Source organism: Roseicyclus salinarum, from assembly GCF_029624655.1.
Classification (GTDB): domain Bacteria; phylum Pseudomonadota; class Alphaproteobacteria; order Rhodobacterales; family Rhodobacteraceae; genus Roseibacterium; species Roseibacterium salinarum.
The window spans coordinates 42439-59686 of the sequence record NZ_JARRSA010000008.1 but is presented as its reverse complement, the minus strand read 5'-3'; the positions used below and the strand labels follow the sequence as shown (position 1 = coordinate 59686).

At 70.3% G+C, this 17248-nt stretch carries 19 protein-coding genes; 1 reads left to right on the top strand and 18 read right to left on the bottom strand.

The genetic code is table 11. The features are described from left to right. Nucleotides 1–56: 56 nt before the first annotated feature. From tilS to ruvC, 12 genes are all read right to left on the bottom strand, one after another. Nucleotides 57–1334, bottom strand: coding sequence for a tRNA lysidine(34) synthetase TilS (tilS, locus tag P6F26_RS07205; protein WP_278027987.1), 1278 nt, complete (start codon nt 1332–1334; stop codon nt 57–59). Then, nucleotides 1331–2164 carry a tol-pal system protein YbgF gene (ybgF, locus tag P6F26_RS07200; RefSeq protein WP_278027986.1) on the bottom strand — a complete coding sequence of 278 codons (834 nt, stop codon included), beginning with the start codon at nt 2162–2164 and terminating at the stop codon, nt 1331–1333. The genes tilS and ybgF overlap by 4 nt, the downstream gene beginning before the upstream one ends. 4 nt (nt 2165–2168) lie before the next feature. Next, nucleotides 2169–2672, bottom strand: a complete 504-nt coding sequence (gene pal, locus P6F26_RS07195) for a peptidoglycan-associated lipoprotein Pal (protein WP_278027985.1) — start codon at nt 2670–2672, stop codon at nt 2169–2171. A gap of 78 nt (nt 2673–2750) precedes the next feature. Next, a complete protein-coding gene (gene tolB / locus P6F26_RS07190) occupies nt 2751–4025 on the bottom strand; it encodes a Tol-Pal system beta propeller repeat protein TolB (protein WP_278028102.1) in 1275 nt (424 codons plus the stop codon). 112 nt (nt 4026–4137) lie between these two features. After that, the gene (locus P6F26_RS07185; RefSeq protein ID WP_278027984.1) at nt 4138–5253 is read right to left on the bottom strand and encodes a hypothetical protein; all 1116 of its coding nucleotides are present in this window, start codon (nt 5251–5253) and stop codon (nt 4138–4140) included. 7 nt (nt 5254–5260) lie between these two features. Beyond that, the gene (gene tolR / locus P6F26_RS07180; RefSeq protein WP_278027983.1) at nt 5261–5749 is read right to left on the bottom strand and encodes a protein TolR; all 489 of its coding nucleotides are present in this window, start codon (nt 5747–5749) and stop codon (nt 5261–5263) included. Next, nucleotides 5749–6441: a protein TolQ gene (gene tolQ / locus P6F26_RS07175; RefSeq protein WP_278027982.1), complete on the bottom strand. Its 693-nt coding sequence runs from the start codon at nt 6439–6441 to the stop codon at nt 5749–5751. Before tolQ ends, tolR begins: the two co-directional genes overlap by 1 nt. A 108-nt stretch (nt 6442–6549) precedes the next feature. Further along, entirely contained in the window at nt 6550–6963 is a 414-nt protein-coding gene (gene ybgC / locus P6F26_RS07170) for a tol-pal system-associated acyl-CoA thioesterase (RefSeq protein WP_278027981.1), read from the bottom strand. A gap of 39 nt (nt 6964–7002) precedes the next feature. Next, complete coding sequence (locus P6F26_RS07165) at nt 7003–7656, bottom strand: hypothetical protein (RefSeq protein WP_278027980.1); 654 nt, start codon at nt 7654–7656, stop codon at nt 7003–7005. Nucleotides 7657–7763: 107 nt separating this feature from the next. Continuing rightward, entirely contained in the window at nt 7764–8786 is a 1023-nt protein-coding gene (gene ruvB, locus P6F26_RS07160) for a Holliday junction branch migration DNA helicase RuvB (RefSeq protein WP_278027979.1), read from the bottom strand. 60 nt (nt 8787–8846) lie between these two features. After that, nucleotides 8847–9503, bottom strand: a complete 657-nt coding sequence (gene ruvA, locus P6F26_RS07155; RefSeq protein WP_278027978.1) for a Holliday junction branch migration protein RuvA — start codon at nt 9501–9503, stop codon at nt 8847–8849. Beyond that, a complete protein-coding gene (gene ruvC / locus P6F26_RS07150; protein ID WP_278027977.1) occupies nt 9500–10012 on the bottom strand; it encodes a crossover junction endodeoxyribonuclease RuvC in 513 nt (170 codons plus the stop codon). The genes ruvA and ruvC overlap by 4 nt, the downstream gene beginning before the upstream one ends. 402 nt (nt 10013–10414) lie before the next feature. Here ruvC and P6F26_RS07145 point away from each other — a divergent pair, with 402 nt between their 5' ends. After that, a complete protein-coding gene (locus tag P6F26_RS07145) occupies nt 10415–10612 on the top strand; it encodes a DUF1127 domain-containing protein (protein ID WP_430736727.1) in 198 nt (65 codons plus the stop codon). Nucleotides 10613–10724: 112 nt separating this feature from the next. On the opposite strand, the gene P6F26_RS07140 is transcribed toward P6F26_RS07145, so the two are convergent. The 6 genes from P6F26_RS07140 to P6F26_RS07115 all read right to left on the bottom strand — a co-directional run bounded on the left by P6F26_RS07140 (nt 10725) and on the right by P6F26_RS07115 (nt 17032). Beyond that, the gene (locus P6F26_RS07140) at nt 10725–11051 is read right to left on the bottom strand and encodes a hypothetical protein (protein ID WP_278027976.1); all 327 of its coding nucleotides are present in this window, start codon (nt 11049–11051) and stop codon (nt 10725–10727) included. 180 nt (nt 11052–11231) lie between these two features. Next, entirely contained in the window at nt 11232–12098 is an 867-nt protein-coding gene (locus tag P6F26_RS07135; RefSeq protein WP_278027975.1) for a 50S ribosomal protein L11 methyltransferase, read from the bottom strand. Between the two features lie 7 nt (nt 12099–12105). Beyond that, the gene (locus P6F26_RS07130) at nt 12106–13371 is read right to left on the bottom strand and encodes an MFS transporter (protein ID WP_430736726.1); all 1266 of its coding nucleotides are present in this window, start codon (nt 13369–13371) and stop codon (nt 12106–12108) included. 145 nt (nt 13372–13516) lie between these two features. Continuing rightward, a complete protein-coding gene (locus P6F26_RS07125; protein ID WP_278027974.1) occupies nt 13517–14938 on the bottom strand; it encodes a homospermidine synthase in 1422 nt (473 codons plus the stop codon). A 287-nt stretch (nt 14939–15225) separates the two neighbouring features. Further along, entirely contained in the window at nt 15226–15846 is a 621-nt protein-coding gene (gene rpsD, locus P6F26_RS07120; protein ID WP_278027973.1) for a 30S ribosomal protein S4, read from the bottom strand. A 193-nt stretch (nt 15847–16039) separates the two neighbouring features. Then, nucleotides 16040–17032: a Hint domain-containing protein gene (locus P6F26_RS07115; RefSeq protein WP_278027972.1), complete on the bottom strand. Its 993-nt coding sequence runs from the start codon at nt 17030–17032 to the stop codon at nt 16040–16042. Between the last annotated feature and the right edge of the window lie 216 nt (nt 17033–17248).

Sequence of the window (17248 nt, the reverse complement as noted above, 5' to 3'; positions counted from 1 at the left end):
GAGCGGGCGCCACGACGCCTGCGTTGCCTGTAAAGATAGACATGAGGGCCGCGACTTCAATGCGGATTCGGCCCTGCGACGAAAGGGCCTCGGGGCGGCACGAGCCGGATTTCGTGTGCGGGCCCGTGGCCGAGATGCCGGCACGCCACGAGGCGGTCGCCTTCGAAGACCGCCGGAAGCGAAAGGGCGAGGGCATGGGGCGGCGCGCCCTGGGGCCTTTCGCCGACCTGCCGCCAGCCGCCCTCGCCCAGCGCGCGCACGCTCAACCCCTCGATCAGCGCACCCCGGAGGTGCCAGCGCCCGTCCCAGGCCCCGCGCCCCGCGACGCAGTCATGGCCCGCGACCGCCCGCGCCTCGCGCAGGACGCACAGCACGTCGCGCAGCACGATGACCTGCGCGCCCTGAAGCGTCGCGCCCGCCCCCCCGAGCGCGCGGTCGAGCACCTCCTCCAGCGCCGAGGCGCGGGGGCGGTATTCCGCGCCGCCCACCCAGCCGATGGCGCGGGCAAGCAGCCTCAGCTGCGTCTCCCGCTCGACCTGCGAGAGGCCGTCACGGTCGATCTCGACGATCCCCGTGGGAAGTCCGAGGGCCGTTCCCTCGCGCGCGATGCGCGACGCGACGTCGTCCGTGCGCGCCTCGAGCGCGGCGCGCGCGCGGGTCATCCGCGCGGCCGTCTCGGCCAGAGCATCGACATCCAGCCCCAGCGCCTCCATCGCCTTGCGGACGCGGACCCGGCCGAAACGGGGGTCCGCGTTCGAGGGATCGTCGGCGATCGGCATCCCGAGCGTTTCGGCATGGCGGCGCAGGTCGGACCTCCGTTCGTCGAGCAGCGGGCGGACCTGCCAGAAGCTGCCGCCGCCCACGCTTACGCGGCGCAGGGGCGCCATGGCGGACAGTCCGTCGACGCCCGAACCGCGCTCGAGCCGCATCAGGAGCGTCTCGGCCACGTCGTCGCGGGAGTGAGCGAACAGGACATGGTCCACCGCGTCGCCCGCCCAGTCGCCGATCAGCCCAAGGCGGGCGCGCCGCGCCGCGTCCTGCAGGTTGCCCTGCCCGTCCCAATGCCAGCGAAGCGTCCGGTGCGGATGGCCGAGCGCGGCGCATTCCCGCGCCACCATCGCGGCCTCGTCCGCGCTCCCCTCGCGGAGGCCGTGATCGACCGTCACGACCTCCATCGCGATGCCCATGTGACGCGCCCAGCCGTGGCAAAGCGCCAGCATCGCCATGGAATCGCCCCCACCCGAGACGGCGAGCGCGATCCTGCCGGGAAATCCGGGGCCCAGAAGCTGGCCCATGCGGGCCGCGAAGCGGTCCGGCAGGGCGGCTTCGTTCACGAACAGCCGAGGTTGAAGCGACCGGCCTCGGCCTCCTGCACGGCGGGGCTGCCGGGATAGCGCAAGCCCACCTCGTCAAGTGTCACGCAGGCCTCCTCGAGCTGGCCCAGCCGTCCCAGCGAAAGGCCGAGCTTGGTCAGCGCCCAGGGCGCGCGCTCGCCGTCGGGCGCGGCGCTGAAGCTGTCGAGGTAGGCGCGCGCCGCGCGGCTCCACGACCCCTGCTGCCCCTCGGCCTCGCCGCGCAGATAATGCGCCTCGGCGCTCAGGGGGCCGCCCGGATAGGTCTGGGTGAAGGCCTCGAGAAGCGACGCGGCGGAGGCATAATCGCCGGCCTCGAAGGCCTCGCGCGCACGGTCGAAATCGTCCTGTTCGGCCACGGCGAGCTGCGGGGCGCCGTCGCCGGCGACGGGTCCCTGAGGCAGGACCGGGGCCGCGCCCGAAGGCTCCACGCCGCCGAGGTTGGACGTCTCGCCGAGGGTCGCGATATCGCAGTCGGACTCCAGCTCGCAAAGCCGGAACTCGAGGTCGCCGACACGGGTCGTGCCGTCGCGCACCACGCGGTCGATGCGGATCTGAAGCTCTTCGGTCAGCGCGGTCAGCCGCCGAAGCTCCGCCTCGATCGCGTCCATGCGCTGAAGCGCCGAGCCGCTCGCGCCGCTGCCGCCCGCGCCGCCCGTCGTGTTCAGCTCGCGGCCCAGCCGTTGCAGCTCGACGAACAGGACCGACAGCTCCTGCCGGATGTCGGCAAGCGTCTGGGTGCGGTCCTGCGCGGACGCGGCGCCCGGAAGCACGAGCGCCGCGCACAGCGCCAGCGAAGCGAGACGGCGCATGGGATCAGACCCCCGGACCGGCCGAGATGACCGTGACCGCGCGGCGGTTCTGCATGTAGCAGGTCTCGTCCGAGCAGATCTCGATCGGGCGTTCCTTGCCGTAGCTGATCGTCCTCAGGCGGGTGCCGGGGACGCCTTCGCTCACGAGGTAGTCGCGCACGGCCGAGGCGCGGCGCGCGCCCAGCGCGAGGTTGTATTCCCGCGTGCCCTGCTCGTCGGCGTGGCCTTCGATGAGGGCGGTGTATTCGGGGTTCGACATCAGCCAGCGGGCCTGCTGGTCCAGCGTCGCCATCGCGGCGGGCGTGAGCGTGGACTGGTCGACAAGGAACAGGACGCGGTCGCCGACGACGGTGTTGAAGTAGGCCGGGCTGGTGGGATCGGAGGCCGCGCCGTCGAGGCCGGCCCCGGCGCCGCCCGCGCCCGCCATCATGCCGCGGGAACAGCCGGTCAGGGCCAGCGCGGCGCACAGCACGATCACGCCGGTCTTCGAGATGCTGGAGTTGAACATTCGCTCGGTATCCTCGGGTTCAGGTTTTGAAGGAAGCTATCACGCGGAGCGCCGCCACGTCCACGGCCCGCGCGGGGCTCATTGCAGCGGCGACCACGCCGGGTCCGAGGCCATGCCGGGCGTCGCCACCCGCTGCAGGTTCCGGCCCGTCAGGTCGACGGAATAGACCGCCGGCGCGCCATCCGTGCCCGCCGTCTCGCGGGTGAACATGATCACGCGGCCATTCGGCGCCCATGTCGGACCCTCGTCGAGGAATGAGGCCGTCAGCAGGCGTTCCTCCGAGCCGTCCGTGCGCATCACGCCGATGTGGAAGCGGCCTGCCTCCTGCTTGGTGAAGGCGATGTAGTCGCCGCGCGGGCTCCAGACGGGGGTGCCGTACCGGCCCGTGCCGCGGCTGATCCGCGTCGCCTCTCCGCCGCTGGCGGGCATGACGTAGATCTGCTGGTTCCCGGTGCGGTCGCTTTCGAAGACGATCTGGCGGCCGTCCGGCGAAAAGCTCGGCGCCGTCTCGATCGAGGGCGCGTTGGTCAGCTGCGTGCGCTCGCCGGTGGCCAGATCGAGCACGTAGATGTCGGTGTTCCCGCCCTGCTCCAGCGAAAAGACCACGCGGCCGCCATCGGGGGAGAAGCGCGGCGCGAAGGTCATGTTGCCCGCCGGGATCGCCTCTAGCGGCCGGCGGGTCACGGTGGCCACGTCCATCAGGTAGACCTGCGGAAAGCCGCTCTCGTAGCTGGTGTAGAGGACGCGGTCGCCCTGCGGGCTGAAGCGCGGCGCAAGCACCAGCGCGCGCGAGTCCGTCAGGAACTGCACGTTCGCGCCGTCGTAATCCATGATCGCGAGGCGCTTGAGGCGGGCGTTCTTCGGACCCTCCTCGTGGATGAAGACGACGCGCGTGTCGAAATAGCCCGCCTCGCCCGTGATCCGCTCGTAGACCTCGTCGGCGACGGTGTGGGCCATGCGCCGCCAGCTGTCGGCGTCGCCCACGAATTGCAGGCCCTCGCCGAGGGGCGCGTTCGAGAAGACGTCGAACAGCCGGAAGCGCACGACGATCTGGTCGCCGCGGGTCTCTACCTCGCCGGTGATCAGGGCCTGCGCGTTGATCGCCTGCCAGTCGGCATACTGGATCGGGCTGTCGAAGCTGGTGACGTTCGAGATGTAGGCGTCGGGCGGGATCTGCCGGAACAGCCCGGTGCCGCGCAGGTCGGCGGCGATGACGCGGGTGATGTCCTGCGCGACCTCGCCCGCCGGTCCGTCGGCCGCGATGAAGGTCGGCAACGCGAAGGGCAGCGGCTCGATCACGCCCTCGGTGATCTCCAGGCGCAGCGGGCCGGGCGACTGCGCGCTCGCCGGCATTGGGACGACCGCGAAGGCGGCGGCGATCAGGATTGCGACACGTTTCAGCACAGCTAGCCTCCTGCCGCGGGCGCGGCGTCGGTCGATAGGTGGACGGGGCGCGGCACGCGGATCATCGCAGGCGCATCCCCTCGGGGTTGAAGACAAGTTCCACCTGTCTCCAGTAATCGTAACTCTCGTCGGGCAGATCGTATCCATTTGCGCCGCAACGGATGATCGCGCGGCGCGCCGCCTCGTAGGCCTGCTGGGCCGCCGCCTCGGATCCGCCCGTGAACTCCAGAAGACGCAGGGACCCCGCCTCGGGGCGGCCGTCGCGGGCCATGTCGAAGGCGACGACAACCGTGGTCTGCAGTGCCTCGGTGGACAGCGCGCCCACGTTCCAGCACGCCTGCACCGCGATGCGGAAGCCGTCGCGCGCACCCTGACCCAGCGGCGGCCCGGAAGGCGCGGCAGGGGGCGCGGCCGTGACCGCTTCGGCGACGGCGCTGGCGATGGCGTCGGCGACATCGTTCTCGGGCGCGGGTTCGGGTTCGGGCTCGGGCGCCGGATCGGGCGTCGCGGCGGCGGTCTCTGCCGGGGCCGGCCGGGCGGGCCGGGCCGGCGGGCGCATCGACGCCGTGACCGGCCCGCCAGACGGCGTCTCGGCCTCGGTCACGATCTCGGTGCTGGCTTCCTCGGGCGCGGTCTGCGGCGCCTCTTCCGCGGGCGCATCGCTGATCTCGGGGCTGACCGGCTGATCCAGCACTTCTGGCGCGGTCTCCATGTCTGGCTCGGGCGCGGGCGCGGGAACCGGGGCGACGCGCGGCGCCTCGCGCGGCGTGGGGCGTTCTGACGGGGGCAGGTCGGGCGCGCCCGCGGGCGTCGGAAGTGCGGCGATCTGGTCCGTGACCTCGGCCTGCGGAGCGGGCGGAACCGGCTCGGGCCGGGCGTCGGCCTCGGGCTCGGGCGTCGGCTCGGGACGCTCGGCCGGCGGCGGCGCCTCCTCGGCCGAGGGCGGCGCGGGCGCCGCGCTTTCCTCGACCGGCGGCGGCGCGACGGGCGTTTCCATCACCGCGGGCGTCGTTTCCACCCCCGATGTCATCGCCTCGAACTCGGCGACCGACAGGATGGTGACGCCGGTCACCTGGAATTCCGTCTCGGGACTGTCGCGCCAAAGGAAGTCGCCCACCGCGACCCAAAGCAGGATCGCGGCATGGATCGCCGTGGATGCGTAGAGCGACCGGCGCATCCCGCCCTCACTCTCCGGGCCTGTCGGGGTCCGATCCGTCGAGCCGCGGCCCGCCCGAGTCGGTGACGAGCCCGATCTCGCGGAACCCCCCGGCGTTCAGCGCGCCCATCACGGTCATCACGCGCTCGTAGGGAATGGATCCGTCCGCGCGCAGGAAGATGCGCGTGCTGTCACGCTCGGCCGCCACGGCCTGAAGCCGCGCGACCAGCTGGTCGGCGGGCACTTCCGAGGTCTGCACGAGGATCCGCCCGTCGGGCGCGAGCGTCACGGTAAGCGGTTCTTCCTCCTCCGAGGGCAGCGCCTCGGCCGAGGTGTCGGGCAGGTCGATGGGAACGCCGACCGTCATCAGGGGCGCGGCCACCATGAAGATGATCAGAAGACACAGCATCACGTCCACGAAGGGCGTGACGTTAATCTCCGACATCGGCCGGGCGCCGCGCGTCCCCCGCCCCCTGCGGCGGCGCGGGCCGCCCTTCTGAGCGACGGAAGCCCCCATCAGTCCAGCTGCCGCGACAGAAGCGTCGAGAACTCGTCGGCGAAGCCTTCATAATTTGCCACGAGGCTGTCGGAGTCGCTCGACAGCTTGTTGTAGAATATGACGGCCGGGATTGCCGCCAGAAGGCCCAGCCCCGTCGCCAGAAGCGCCTCGGCGATGCCGGGCGCGACCACGGCGAGCGAGGTGTTGCCCGAGATCGCGATCTCCTGGAAGGAGCGCATGATGCCCCAGACCGTGCCGAAAAGCCCCACGAAGGGCGCCGTGGCGCCGGTGGTCGCGAGGAAGTTCAGTCCCTTGGTCAGCCGCTCGCTCTCGCGCGCGATCGCCACGTCCATCGAACGGTCGACGCGCTGCTGCACGCCGGGGATCAGCACGCCGTCGTCGCGCAGCGACCGCCGCCATTCCGTCATGCCGGCCACGAACACGCGCTCGGACGCGCTGGACGGCGCGGCCGCCACCTGATCGTAGAGCTCGTCCAGCGGCTCGCCCGACCAGAACGCGGCGTCGAAGGCCTGCGCGTTGGCGCGGGCCCTGCGGTACATGGCGTATTTCGAGAAGGTGATCGCCCAGACATACACGGACGCGACGATCAGGGCGATCATCACGAGCTGCACGATGAACGACGCACGGAAGAAAAGCGCAATGACGGTGTAATCCGCCTCCTGCGCCAACGCGAGCGTTTCGGTTTCCATACTTTTACTGCAGTCCTCTGGCCCGGCCTCGGTGACGGGCGCTTGTTCGTCGCGCCTCATTATGCGGAAGAATATCAGCTTCCAATGGGCTTGGCGAACACTTCTCCGTCACATGCAGACATCTGACGTGATCGCCGCGAGTTTTGCGCGAATATCCGCCGGAAGCCGCGTGGCGCGGCCCTGATCGTTCAGCACCACGATCCGCACCAGCGCCTCGAGAAGCACCTCGTCGCCGCGCAGGACCCGCTGGGCCATGTCGAAGCTCGCGCCCTTGAGGACTGATGCCCGCGTCTCGACGATCAGCTCATCCTCGAAGCGGGCGGGCCCGAGGTAGTCCGCCTCGACCCTGCGCACCGCGAAGACGAAGCCGCGCGCCTTCATGTCGAGCTGGCTGATGCCCGCCGTCCGCACCATCTCCGAGCGGCCCCGTTCGAGAAACCGAAGGTAGTTCGCGTAATAGACGATGCCGGCGAGGTCGGTGTCCTCGTAGTAGACGCGGACGGGATGGCGATGGAGGGTCATGACTGGACCATCGGGGCGCCCCCGCCGGGCGTCAAGGCGCTACTGCGGGCGCGGCAGGCGCGCAGCGAGGCGCAGCGCGTGCGCGCGGTCGGTGGCCGCGACGGGAAGCACCGGGTCGTAGGCCGCGCGGATGAGGTCGGCGATCTGCGGCTTGAGGATCGCGGGACCGCCCTCGGACAGGACCGCCAGCGGCGAGGAGCCAAGAAACGCGGTGTCCGACCACAGCAGGATCGTCTGCACCGCCTGGCTCAGCGCGATCGTCTCGGCGGAGACGGCCGCGAGGTCGTCGTCCATGCGCACGAAGACGAAGGCCGCCTTGATCCCGCCCTGCGCGTCGAACCGGAACGCGCGATACTGGTTCGCGTCGGCCTTCCGCAGCCGCGCCACCGTGTCGGGCAGATCGGGCAAGAGCCGGTCGAGGCCCGGCGTCTGCGCCAGTTCTTCCCAGTCGCGGATGAAGAAGACCATCAGGTTCGCGCCAAGTTCGGGATCCGTCTCGGTCATCGTGTGGCCGGCCAGCGCGACCACCGCCTCGATCGCCCCCTTCAGGACGGAAACCGTGGCGTCCTCGACGCCGAAGACGACGGGCGCGATCGGCCGGCCCCAGCGCGCGAACAGGACCTGTCCGTCGGCACGCGTGAAAAGTGCTGCGATCTGGTCGGCGTCGAGCGGGGCGAGGGAGCTATCGGTCATGGGCCGCTCATCTGGCCCGCGGCGGCACGACGGTCAAGGGCACCTTGGCGCGGAGACAGGCCGGCCAGCCGCATGGGCCCGCCCTGCCGGACCGGTCGCGCGCCGTGTCAGAACAGGCCGCCCTGCTCGGGTTGCCCCGGCGCCGGCAGGCCCAGATGCGCCCAACCCTTCTGCGCGAGCATTCGGCCCCGCGGCGTGCGCGCGATCAACCCCTGTTGAAGGAGATAGGGCTCGATCACCTCCTCCAGCGCGTCGCGGGGCTCGGCGAGGGCCGCGGCGATCGTCTCGATCCCGACGGGCCCGCCGCCGTAATTCTCGGCGATCAGCGTCAGATAGCGCCGGTCCGCCGCGTCGAGGCCCAGCTTGTCCACGCCCAGCCGCGTCAGGGCGCCGTCGGCGACCATGCGCGTGAGCCGCCCGTCGCCCTCGACCAGCGCGAAGTCGATCACCCGGCGCAGAAGCCGCCCGGCGATCCGCGGGGTGCCCCGCGCGCGCCCGGCGATCTCGCGCGTGCCCTCGGGCTCGGCCTCGATCCCGGCAAGGCGCGCGCCCCGCCCCACGATATGGTCAAGCTCGTCCACGGTGTAGAAATTCAGCCGCGTGGGAATGCCGAACCGGTCCCGCAGCGGCGTCGTCAGAAGGCCCAGCCGCGTCGTCGCGCCGATCAGCGTAAAGGGCTGCAACTCGATGCGAACGGTGCGCGCGGCCGGCCCCTCGCCGATCACGAGGTCCAGCTCGAAATCCTCGAGCGCGGGATAAAGGACCTCTTCCACCACCGGGTTCAGGCGGTGGATCTCGTCGATGAACAGGACGTCGCGCGCGTCGAGGTTGGTCAGGATCGCGGCGAGATCGCCCGCCTTGGCCAGCACCGGCCCGCTCGTCATGCGGAAGTTCACGCCCAGTTCGCGCGCCATGATCTGCGCCAGCGTCGTCTTGCCCAGTCCGGGCGGCCCGTGGAACAGGACGTGGTCCATCGCCTCGCCCCTGCGCTTGGCGCTTTCGGTGAAAACCCGAAGGTTCGCGCGCGCCTCTTCCTGGCCGATGAAGTCGTCGAGGGTTTGCGGCCGCAGGGCGCGGTCGGTGTCCTCGGGCAGGCGGTCGGGCCTGAGCGTGGGGTCGGGATCGGTCATCTCGGTTCCTTCTGCGCACGCCCCTTATGGCGCGGCGGCGCCGGCGCGGCCAGCCGCAGCTCAGTCACGCGGAGCAAGCAGCCGCAGCGCCGCGCGGATCAGCGCGGGCGTGTCGGCCTCGGGGGTGGCTCCCGCGGCCTCGGCCACGGCGCGCGCGGCGTCGCCCGGCGCGTAGCCGAGGTTCTGAAGCGCCGAAAGCGCCTCGGCCTCGGCGGCGCCGCGCATGGGCGCGGCCGGCGTCGGCGCGGCCGCGGACGCACCCCCCTCGTCGGGACCGACACGGGGTCCGGCACCCGCGCCCGCCAGCGCCATCGCGGCAGGCGCCTTGTCCTTCAGCTCGTTCACCACGCGCTGCGCAAGCTTCGGCCCGACGCCCGGCGCGGCGCGCACCGCGCCCCAGTCCGCAAGCGCCACGGCCCGCGCGACGCCCTCGGGTCCCAGCGTGCCGAGGATCGCCATCGAAGCCTTCGCACCCACCCCCTGCACCGACACCAGAAGCCGGTGCCACTCGCGCTCGTAGGGGCTGAGAAAGCCGAAAAGCTGCAGAAGATCCTCGCGCACCAGAAGCTCGGTATATAGCGAGACGGCCTCGCCCGCCGGCGGCAGCGACATCCGGGTGCGGTCGGAACAATGGACGACATACCCCACACCGCCCACGTCGATCATCACATGGTCGGGTCCCGCGTAGTCGAGGCGGCCGGACAGCTTGCCGATCATCGCGCCGCGCTCCCCGCGGCCATGGCGCGCGCCAGCCGGTCGGTCGCGCGGGCGTGGAATGCGTGGCACAGCGCGATCGCCAGCGCGTCGGCGGCATCCGGGCCCGCGGGATCGCAGCCGGGCAGCTGCATCCGCACCATGTGGTCGATCTGCCGCTTCTCGGCATGGCCCGCGCCCACGACGGCCTTCTTGACCGCGTTCGGCGCATATTCCGCCACCGGGATGCCCGCCACCGCCGGCACCAGCATCGCCACGCCGCGCGCCTGCCCCAGCTTCAGCGTGCCCGCCCCGTCGCGGTTCACGAAGGTCATCTCGACCGCGGCCGATTGCGGTGCGTGATCGGCGATCACCCCGGTCAACTGGCGGAAGAGCGACAGAAGGCGGCCGGCGAGATCTTCCCCCTCTGAGCGGCACTGGCCGTTGGCGACATGGCGCAGGCGCCCCGCCTCGGCGTCGATGATGCCCCAGCCGAGACACCTGAGGCCCGGATCGATCCCGATGATGCGCATGTCCCTGCCCGTCCCGGCCGCCCGCGCGGCGTTCTCTGCCCGTCCGCCGGTCCGCAGCGGCGTTTTCGCGTCATTAGCACGAAACGCGAACATCTGCCAAGTCCGGCACCGGACGCACGCCGATGCCCGCCCGCAGACGCCTACCGGCTTCGAGGTCGGCGAAATGCGTCATCCGAGCGCCTGAAAGCGACCTCTGATGAGCGGATTTTCGCCTTATTTTCATAAAGTTACACGGACCACGAGCTATGCCGCCGAAGCAAGGAACCCATGCAAAAATGACATTTGTGCGCGACCCGCCGCACGACTAAGTGCGCCTCACGGGCAACACGACGTTGCGCGACACCGCCACCACCGACACCACCCACTCGACCACCGCCACCGACGCCTGGAAGGATTGCATCAATGGCCGTCATGACCAACCGCCCCCTTGGCGCAGGGTTTCGCGCCACCCGCCTCCTTGCCGCCGTCGTCGGCCGGATCGTCGCCTGGAACGACGCCCGCGTGACCCGCAGGGCGCTTTGGCAGCTTTCGGACCGTGAGCTTGACGATCTGGGCCTGACCCGCGGCGACATCGAGGACATCGCGCAGGGCCGTCACTGAGACGCCGCGCAGCGAAGGCACAGGCCTCCGGAATGAATGAGGGCGCTCGCGGGAAACCCCGGAGCGCCCTTTTCTTCATGAAAACACAAGCCGATCGCGGAAATTGCGACGTTCAGGCGAGGTCGGGAAGCGTGCCCTCCATAAGGGCGGTCGCGACCACGCCAAGCAGGCGGTACACGTACTGGAAAAGGTCCACGACAAGGACCGAGACCTGGTCGGGCGCAAGGACGAGGCCCGCCGCCCGCTCGAACTGGTTTCCGGCCAGAAGCTGCGACACGGCCGCGCCGTAGACGTCGTCGCCGAGCGTCCAGATCAGGTAGGCCTTGACCAGGATGGTGACGACGGTCGCGAGAATGAGGCCCTTGATCGGGAACCCGAAGCGGAGCCTCCTGGACCGGGTTGCGAAGGGTCGGGCGAAGCCGTCCGGGTGCACGACCACGAAAGGCTCTTCGACACGAGTGCGACGACGGCCGAAATTACCGCCACGCCGCGCGCCTTCGATTCGCTGCAAGCGATCCGAAAAAGACGTATGATCCTGTGCCATTAGGGCAACCTACTTCAAACCAGGCGCCCCCACCGAACACTCTTTTACCACAGTTCGCGGCGCATTTGGACAAAATTATGTTGAAATTGTGAGGGTCGTCCATTCGCCGATCTCGGCCCGCCGCAGACAGCGCAGGCCCTCGCCCGCGTAGGCGGCGATCACCTCGTCGGCCTGCTCGTTCAGGATCCCCGAAAGGATGATGCGGCCCCCGGGCGCGACATGGGCCTTCATGGGCGCCGCGAGGTCCAGAAGCGGCCCCTTCAGGATGTTGGCGAAGATCAGGTCGTAGGGGGCTCCTGCCGCGATCTCGGGATGGTCGAACCCCGCCGCCTCGATGCAGCGCACCCGTCCCGACACGCCATTCGCCGCGGCGTTGGCCTCGGCCACCTCGACGGCCACGGGATCGATGTCGGAAGCGAGGACCGGGTTCGGCGACGTCAGCGCCGCCGCGATCGCAAGGACCGCGGTGCCGGCCCCGATATCGGCGACGCGCTGCGGCACCATGCCCTCGGCCAGAACCAGGTCGTAGGCTTCGAGGCAACCCTTTGTCGTGCCGTGGTGCCCCGTGCCGAAGGCCATCGCCGCCTCGATCAGAAGCGGCACGCATCCCTCCGGAACCTTGTCCGCGTCGTGGGACCCGTAGAGGAAGAAGCGTCCGGCCTCGACGGGGTGAAGCTCGCGGCGGACATGCGCGACCCAGTCCGTCTCGGGCAGCAGCGACACCGCAAAGGGCTGGGCGCCGTAGGCCGCGGCCAGAAGCGCCAGCGCGATCTCGTCGGGCGCCTCGGTGAAGTAGGCTCCCACCTCCCAAAGCCCCGAGCCGTCCTCCATCTCGAAGACGCCGACGCCCACGGGCGCGAGGTCGATCTCCTCAAGCGCCTCGCCCAGCGCCTCGGCGCTGTCCCTCTCTCGCAGTGTCGTCAGGGCGGTCCAGGTCGGCATCGGGGGATCACTCCGCAGGGGTGGGCGCGACGCCGACCCGCGCCAGCACCGTCTCGCGGCCGGGCTCGGGGTGGCGTGGGACCAGGCACGACAGCGCCAGCGAGACCGCCGCCATCCCCGCCGCCAGCAGGAACACCGACACCGGCGAGGTCAGCCACAGATAGCCCAGCCCCGCAGGCAGGAACACGGCCGCGACATGGTTGATCGTGAAGGCGACGGCGGCGGTCGGCGCGATGTCGCCCGGCATCGCGATCTTCTGGAAATAGGTCTTTATCGCCAGCGCCAGCGCGAAGAAGATGTGGTTCAGCACGTAAAGCGCCGCCGCCATCCCCGCGCCCCAGTCGTAGACGTAGAGGCCGGCATAGAGCACGAAGATCGCCCCGAGCCCGGCATATTCGACGATCAGCGCGAGCCTTTCGCCGAACCGCGCGACGACCCTGCCCAGAAGCGGCGCCGCGATCATGTTCGCCAGAAGCGTCCCCATGAACAGCGCGGTGATCTGGTGCACCTCGAAGCCGTAGCGCTCCACCATCATGAAGCCCGCGAAGACCACGAAGATCTGCCGGCGGGCGCCCGACATGAACTGCAGCGCGTAGTAAAGCCAGTAGCGCCGCCGCAGCACCATCCTGCGGGTCTGCGGGTTCGGGCTCTCGAACTGGGGGAAGACGGCGAAGCAGGCCAGCGCGATGGCCGCCGTCGCGCCGCCCGCCACCCAGTAGACGAGGTCGTAGCTCAGATCGTAGGCGCGCCACGTCAGGACGATCAGCAGGTAGGCCAGAAGCGTCGCGCCCGAGCCCACCGACAAGAGCCATCCCAGCGTCTGCGGCGCGCGCTTCTTGTCGATCCACTGCAGCTGGAGCGACTGGTTCACCGTCTCGTAATAGTGGAATCCGATAGAACTCAGCAGCGTCACGAACAGAAGCCCGCCCAGCGACGGGAACTGCGCCGTGAGCGCCGTCGCCACCCCCAGAAGGACCAGCGACACCAGCGCCAGCACCTGCTCGCGGATGAACATGATCAGCAAGATGACCCCGACGGCGAGGAAGCCCGGGATCTCGCGCACGGTGTGAAGCCAGCCGATGTCGGCTCCGTCGAAGCCCGCCATCTCGATGACGAAGTTGTTCAGAAGCGCCGACCAGGTGGCGAAGGCGATCGGCATCCCGAACGCCATCAGCGCCAGAAGCGCCACCGGCCGCCGCCAGAGCGGCAGCCGTTCCGCCTCCGCGAGGGGGATCGTCCTCAGGGTGTCGCCAAGTGCCATCCGCTTGCCCATACGACGCTTTCCGCGCGGCGTCCATCGCACCGAACGTGCGGATCCGCACAGGCCTGCCCTTCATCTTTCCCCAAATACGCCCGGGGGTCCGGGGGCGGCGCCCCCGGCGCGCGCCGCCGCCCCGGGTCGCGCGGCCCGGGCGGCCTCAGCTCGCCAGCACGTTGCGGAAGGCCCAGGGCTCCTCGGGGTCGATGTCCTCGGGGAAGTGCTCCCACCGGTCCTGCAGCGGGGTCCAGTCCGTGTAGTGCGCCTCGACCGGACCGAGGTAGGGCCGCTGCACCTCGAGGCACCGCGCGTGGTCCATCTCGTCGGTCTCCACGATGCCCGCGCCCGGGTTCTCCAGCGCCCAGACCATGCCGGCCAGAACCGCCGACGTCACCTGAAGGCCCGTGGCGTTCTGGAACGGCGCCAGCTCCATCGCCTCGGCGTTCGACAGCCGCGAGCCGTACCAGAGCGCGTTCTTCTCGTGGCCGTAAAGAAGCACGCCCAGCTCGTCGATCCCCTCGACGATCTCGTCCTCGCCCAGGATGTGGTGCTTCTCCTGCTGTCTCCCCGAGCCGAACATCTCGTGCAGCGACAGCACCGCGTCGTCGCAGGGGTGATAGGCATAGTGGCAGGTCGGACGGTAGTCGGGCTCCGCGCCCTGCCCCACGGTGTAGTAGTCCGACACCGAGATCGCCTCGTTGTGGGTCACGAGGAACCCGAACTGCGGACCCGGCGTCGGGCACCAGGTATGCACGCGCGTGATCGCGCCCGGCCGCTCCAGCCAGATGCCCGCCTGGCATCCTGTCGCGTGGCGGTGGCCATTCTCGGGGAACCAGGGCTCGTGCGTGCCCCAGCCCAGCTCGGCGGGCTGGAAGCCCTCGGCGATGAAGCCCTCGACCGACCACGTGTTGACGAAGACACCGCGCGGACGCGGCTGGCGCCGGGCCTGCGTGTCGCGCTCGGCGATGTGGACGCCCTTGACGCCCAGACCCTGCATCAGACGCGCCCAACCCTCGCGGTCCGCGGGCGACGGCACCTCGCGGCCGGTGTCGCGCGCCAGCGTCAGAAGCGCCTCCTTCACGAACCACGACACCATGCCGGGGTTCGCGCCGCAGCACGACACCGCCGTCGAGCCGCCCGGATTTCGCGCCTTCTCGTCGCGCACCGCCTGCCGCAGCGCGTAGTTGGTGCGCGCGGCGTTATCTGTCGTGCCGAAATAGTAGCCCGCCCATGGCTCCACCACGGTGTCGATGTAGGGCACGCCCAGCTCGCGGCAGAACCTCATCAGGTCGAGCGAGGATGTATCGACCGAAAGGTTCACGCAAAAACCCTTGCCCGGTTCCAGCAACCGGCCCAAGACCTCGCGGTGGTTCTCGGGCGTCAGCCTTTCCTGCACGTGGGCGATCCGGTGCTGGCGCAGGAAGTTCGCCTTGGCCGGGTCGGGCTCGATCACGACGAGCTTCTCGGCGTCGTAGTCGAAGTGCCGCTCGATCAGGGGCCATGTTCCCTTGCCGATCGATCCGAAGCCGATGATCACGATTGGGCCGTCGATGCGGCCGTAGACTGGGTGGGTCGTGGTCAAGACGCGGGTTCCTTCAAGTCAGCTGAAGGCCCTCAGTAGACCACCGCGCCGCGCATGTGAACCTTGGGCGGGGCACGCGCCGCCCCGGGGCCGGGCGCGGCCAGGCGTCCTCGGGGCGATCGTCGGGTGCGACCGAGGGTTCCCGAACCCTCGGAAGCTCCGGCGCGAGTTCCTGCGGACGGACGGGTGGCGACCTCGCGTTGATCCCGGCCCGAAACGCCAAAAGGCCGCGCGAGGTGCGCGGCCTTTCGAAGTCGGAACGCTGCGCCGTGACGGCGCGGCTCGCGTCAGTTCTGCGCGTAGTATTCGATGACGAGGTTCGGTTCCATCTGCACCGCGTAGGGCACGTCCGACAGGCCGGGCGTGCGCACGAAGGTCGCGGTCATCTTGGAGTGGTCGACCTCGAGGTAGTCGGGGACGTCACGCTCGGCCAGCTGGACGGCCTCGAGCACGATGGCGAGTTGCTTGGACTTCTCGCGCACCTCGATCACGTCGCCTTCCTTCACCCGGTAGGAGGGGATGTTGACGCGCTTGCCGTTCACCAGCACGTGGCCGTGATTGACGAACTGGCGGGCTGCGAAGACGGTCGGAACGAACTTGGCGCGGTAGACCACCGCGTCGAGACGGCGCTCCAGCAGGCCGATGAGAAGCTCACCGGTATCGCCGCGCTGACGCTCGGCGTCGGCGTAGATGCGGCGGAACTGCTTTTCCGTCAGGTCGCCGTAATAGCCCTTGAGCTTCTGCTTGGCGCGAAGCTGCAGGCCGAAGTCGCTGAGCTTGCCCTTGCGGCGCTGGCCGTGCTGGCCGGGGCCGTATTCGCGCTTGTTCACGGGCGACTTGGGGCGGCCCCAGATGTTCTCGCCCATGCGGCGGTCGATCTTGTACTTGGCAGAGGTGCGTTTGGTCACCGTCTGATCTCCTCTTCAGCGTGGTCAAGAGGGCGTTGTCCTTTCCCCTCCCCGGTCCCTCGGGACCGCTTCGGGGCGACAGGCTTCCCCTTGCGGGGTCCGCCAACACCAAATGAAAAACCGGCGCAGACCGCCGGGATGGGCGGCTTCTACACGATGTCGCCCCGCTGTCAATGGCGCGTCGGGCCCGGCCTCAGGCGGCGCGGGGCGGCGCGGCGGGGCCGCCGAACAGGATCGCGGCCTCGGCGCGGTCGAGCATCCGCCGCGCCGGCGCGCCGTAGGAGAACGGGTCGGCGGCGAGATCGGGCCGCGCGCCCGCCAGCGCCTCGCGCTGCTCGTGCGAGAGCGTGTCGAGACCCATGAAGCCGGGATGGAAGCTTTCGACCTCGAGGCCGTTGGCCCGGATCACCTGGTGGCGCTCGAGCATCAGGTGGATGTAGACCGTCTCGCGCAGCGAATGGTCGACCGTGACGCCGGCCCCCCCGACAAGGTCGCCCGCGCGCACGAAGACCTCGGCCTCGCCCCACAGCTCACGCGGGGCGCGGCCGGTGACGAGGACGCGGTGTTCAGGGCTGACGACAAGGTCGCCGCCGGGACGGTTTACGCCCAGCGACCCGGCCCTCAGCCGCACCGGCCTCTGGTCGGGCAACGCGAAAAGCCGCGCGCCCGACATGCGCCGGTGCCCGCGCCACAGCACCTTCTGCGGGCCGTCGTCGCGCGTCAGCAGGCGATCGCCGGCGTCGAGGTCCTCGATCGCGACCTCGCCGCGAAGGGTGCTCAGGCGCGTGCCCGGCGTGAAGCAGATGACCGCCGGACGCTCGCGGACGGCGCGGGCGGGCGGGCGGTCGGAACAGGCGACGACGGTGTGACGCTGCCGCGCGCGCGGCAGGCTGTCGGGGAAAAGCAGGACGGGCGGCGCTCCCTCCTCCACCGCGATCGGCACGACCGTGTGAAAGCGCGCGCCGTCCGACACCACGAAACCGCCCGTCAGGGTCGGGCCGCCGTCTTCCGGCAAGGGCCGGTCCTGGGGAAGGCCGGCGGGGCAGGTCGCGGGTCGCTGCAGCAGGCTGCGCACGGCCCGCGCCGCACGGGCGCGCAGTTCGTCGTGATCCCGGCTGGCGGTCGGGGCGGACGCGGGGCCGCGCGTCTCGAGGGCGAGCGCGCGGCCATGCCAGCTCCAGCTCATCCCTTCCGCCAGTTCTGTTTCTGGTTCTGCCGGTGATCCCTCCAGCAGGGTCTGCGCCCATGAAATCATGAACGCCCCCCGATCGCACGTACCCATTGCCCCGCCTCAGGTTGCAAGACATCGCCGTTAACCGGCGTTATCCGCCAAGGCTACCACGGGTGATTCGCCCTGTGAAGACAGTGATTCGCCGAGGCGGCACGTTTGGCCCGGCCCCCG

What these genes read in the sequence shown, in the direction of transcription:
- ybgF (WP_278027986.1), bottom strand. Translation starts at nt 2,164, where the DNA reads ATGCGCCGTCTCGCTTCGCTGGCGCTGTGCGCGGCGCTCGTGCTTCCG.
- pal (WP_278027985.1), bottom strand. Translation starts at nt 2,672, where the DNA reads ATGTTCAACTCCAGCATCTCGAAGACCGGCGTGATCGTGCTGTGCGCC.
- tolB (WP_278028102.1), bottom strand. Translation starts at nt 4,025, where the DNA reads ATGCCGGCGAGCGCGCAGTCGCCCGGCCCGCTGCGCCTGGAGATCACC.
- P6F26_RS07185 (WP_278027984.1), bottom strand. Translation starts at nt 5,253, where the DNA reads ATGCGCCGGTCGCTCTACGCATCCACGGCGATCCATGCCGCGATCCTG.
- tolR (WP_278027983.1), bottom strand. Translation starts at nt 5,749, where the DNA reads ATGGGGGCTTCCGTCGCTCAGAAGGGCGGCCCGCGCCGCCGCAGGGGG.
- tolQ (WP_278027982.1), bottom strand. Translation starts at nt 6,441, where the DNA reads ATGGAAACCGAAACGCTCGCGTTGGCGCAGGAGGCGGATTACACCGTC.
- ybgC (WP_278027981.1), bottom strand. Translation starts at nt 6,963, where the DNA reads ATGACCCTCCATCGCCATCCCGTCCGCGTCTACTACGAGGACACCGAC.
- P6F26_RS07165 (WP_278027980.1), bottom strand. Translation starts at nt 7,656, where the DNA reads ATGACCGATAGCTCCCTCGCCCCGCTCGACGCCGACCAGATCGCAGCA.
- ruvB (WP_278027979.1), bottom strand. Translation starts at nt 8,786, where the DNA reads ATGACCGATCCCGACCCCACGCTCAGGCCCGACCGCCTGCCCGAGGAC.
- ruvA (WP_278027978.1), bottom strand. Translation starts at nt 9,503, where the DNA reads ATGATCGGCAAGCTGTCCGGCCGCCTCGACTACGCGGGACCCGACCAT.
- ruvC (WP_278027977.1), bottom strand. Translation starts at nt 10,012, where the DNA reads ATGCGCATCATCGGGATCGATCCGGGCCTCAGGTGTCTCGGCTGGGGC.
- P6F26_RS07145 (WP_430736727.1), top strand. Translation starts at nt 10,415, where the DNA reads ATGGCCGTCATGACCAACCGCCCCCTTGGCGCAGGGTTTCGCGCCACC.
- P6F26_RS07135 (WP_278027975.1), bottom strand. Translation starts at nt 12,098, where the DNA reads ATGCCGACCTGGACCGCCCTGACGACACTGCGAGAGAGGGACAGCGCC.
- P6F26_RS07130 (WP_430736726.1), bottom strand. Translation starts at nt 13,371, where the DNA reads ATGGGCAAGCGGATGGCACTTGGCGACACCCTGAGGACGATCCCCCTC.
- P6F26_RS07115 (WP_278027972.1), bottom strand. Translation starts at nt 17,032, where the DNA reads ATGAGCTGGAGCTGGCATGGCCGCGCGCTCGCCCTCGAGACGCGCGGC.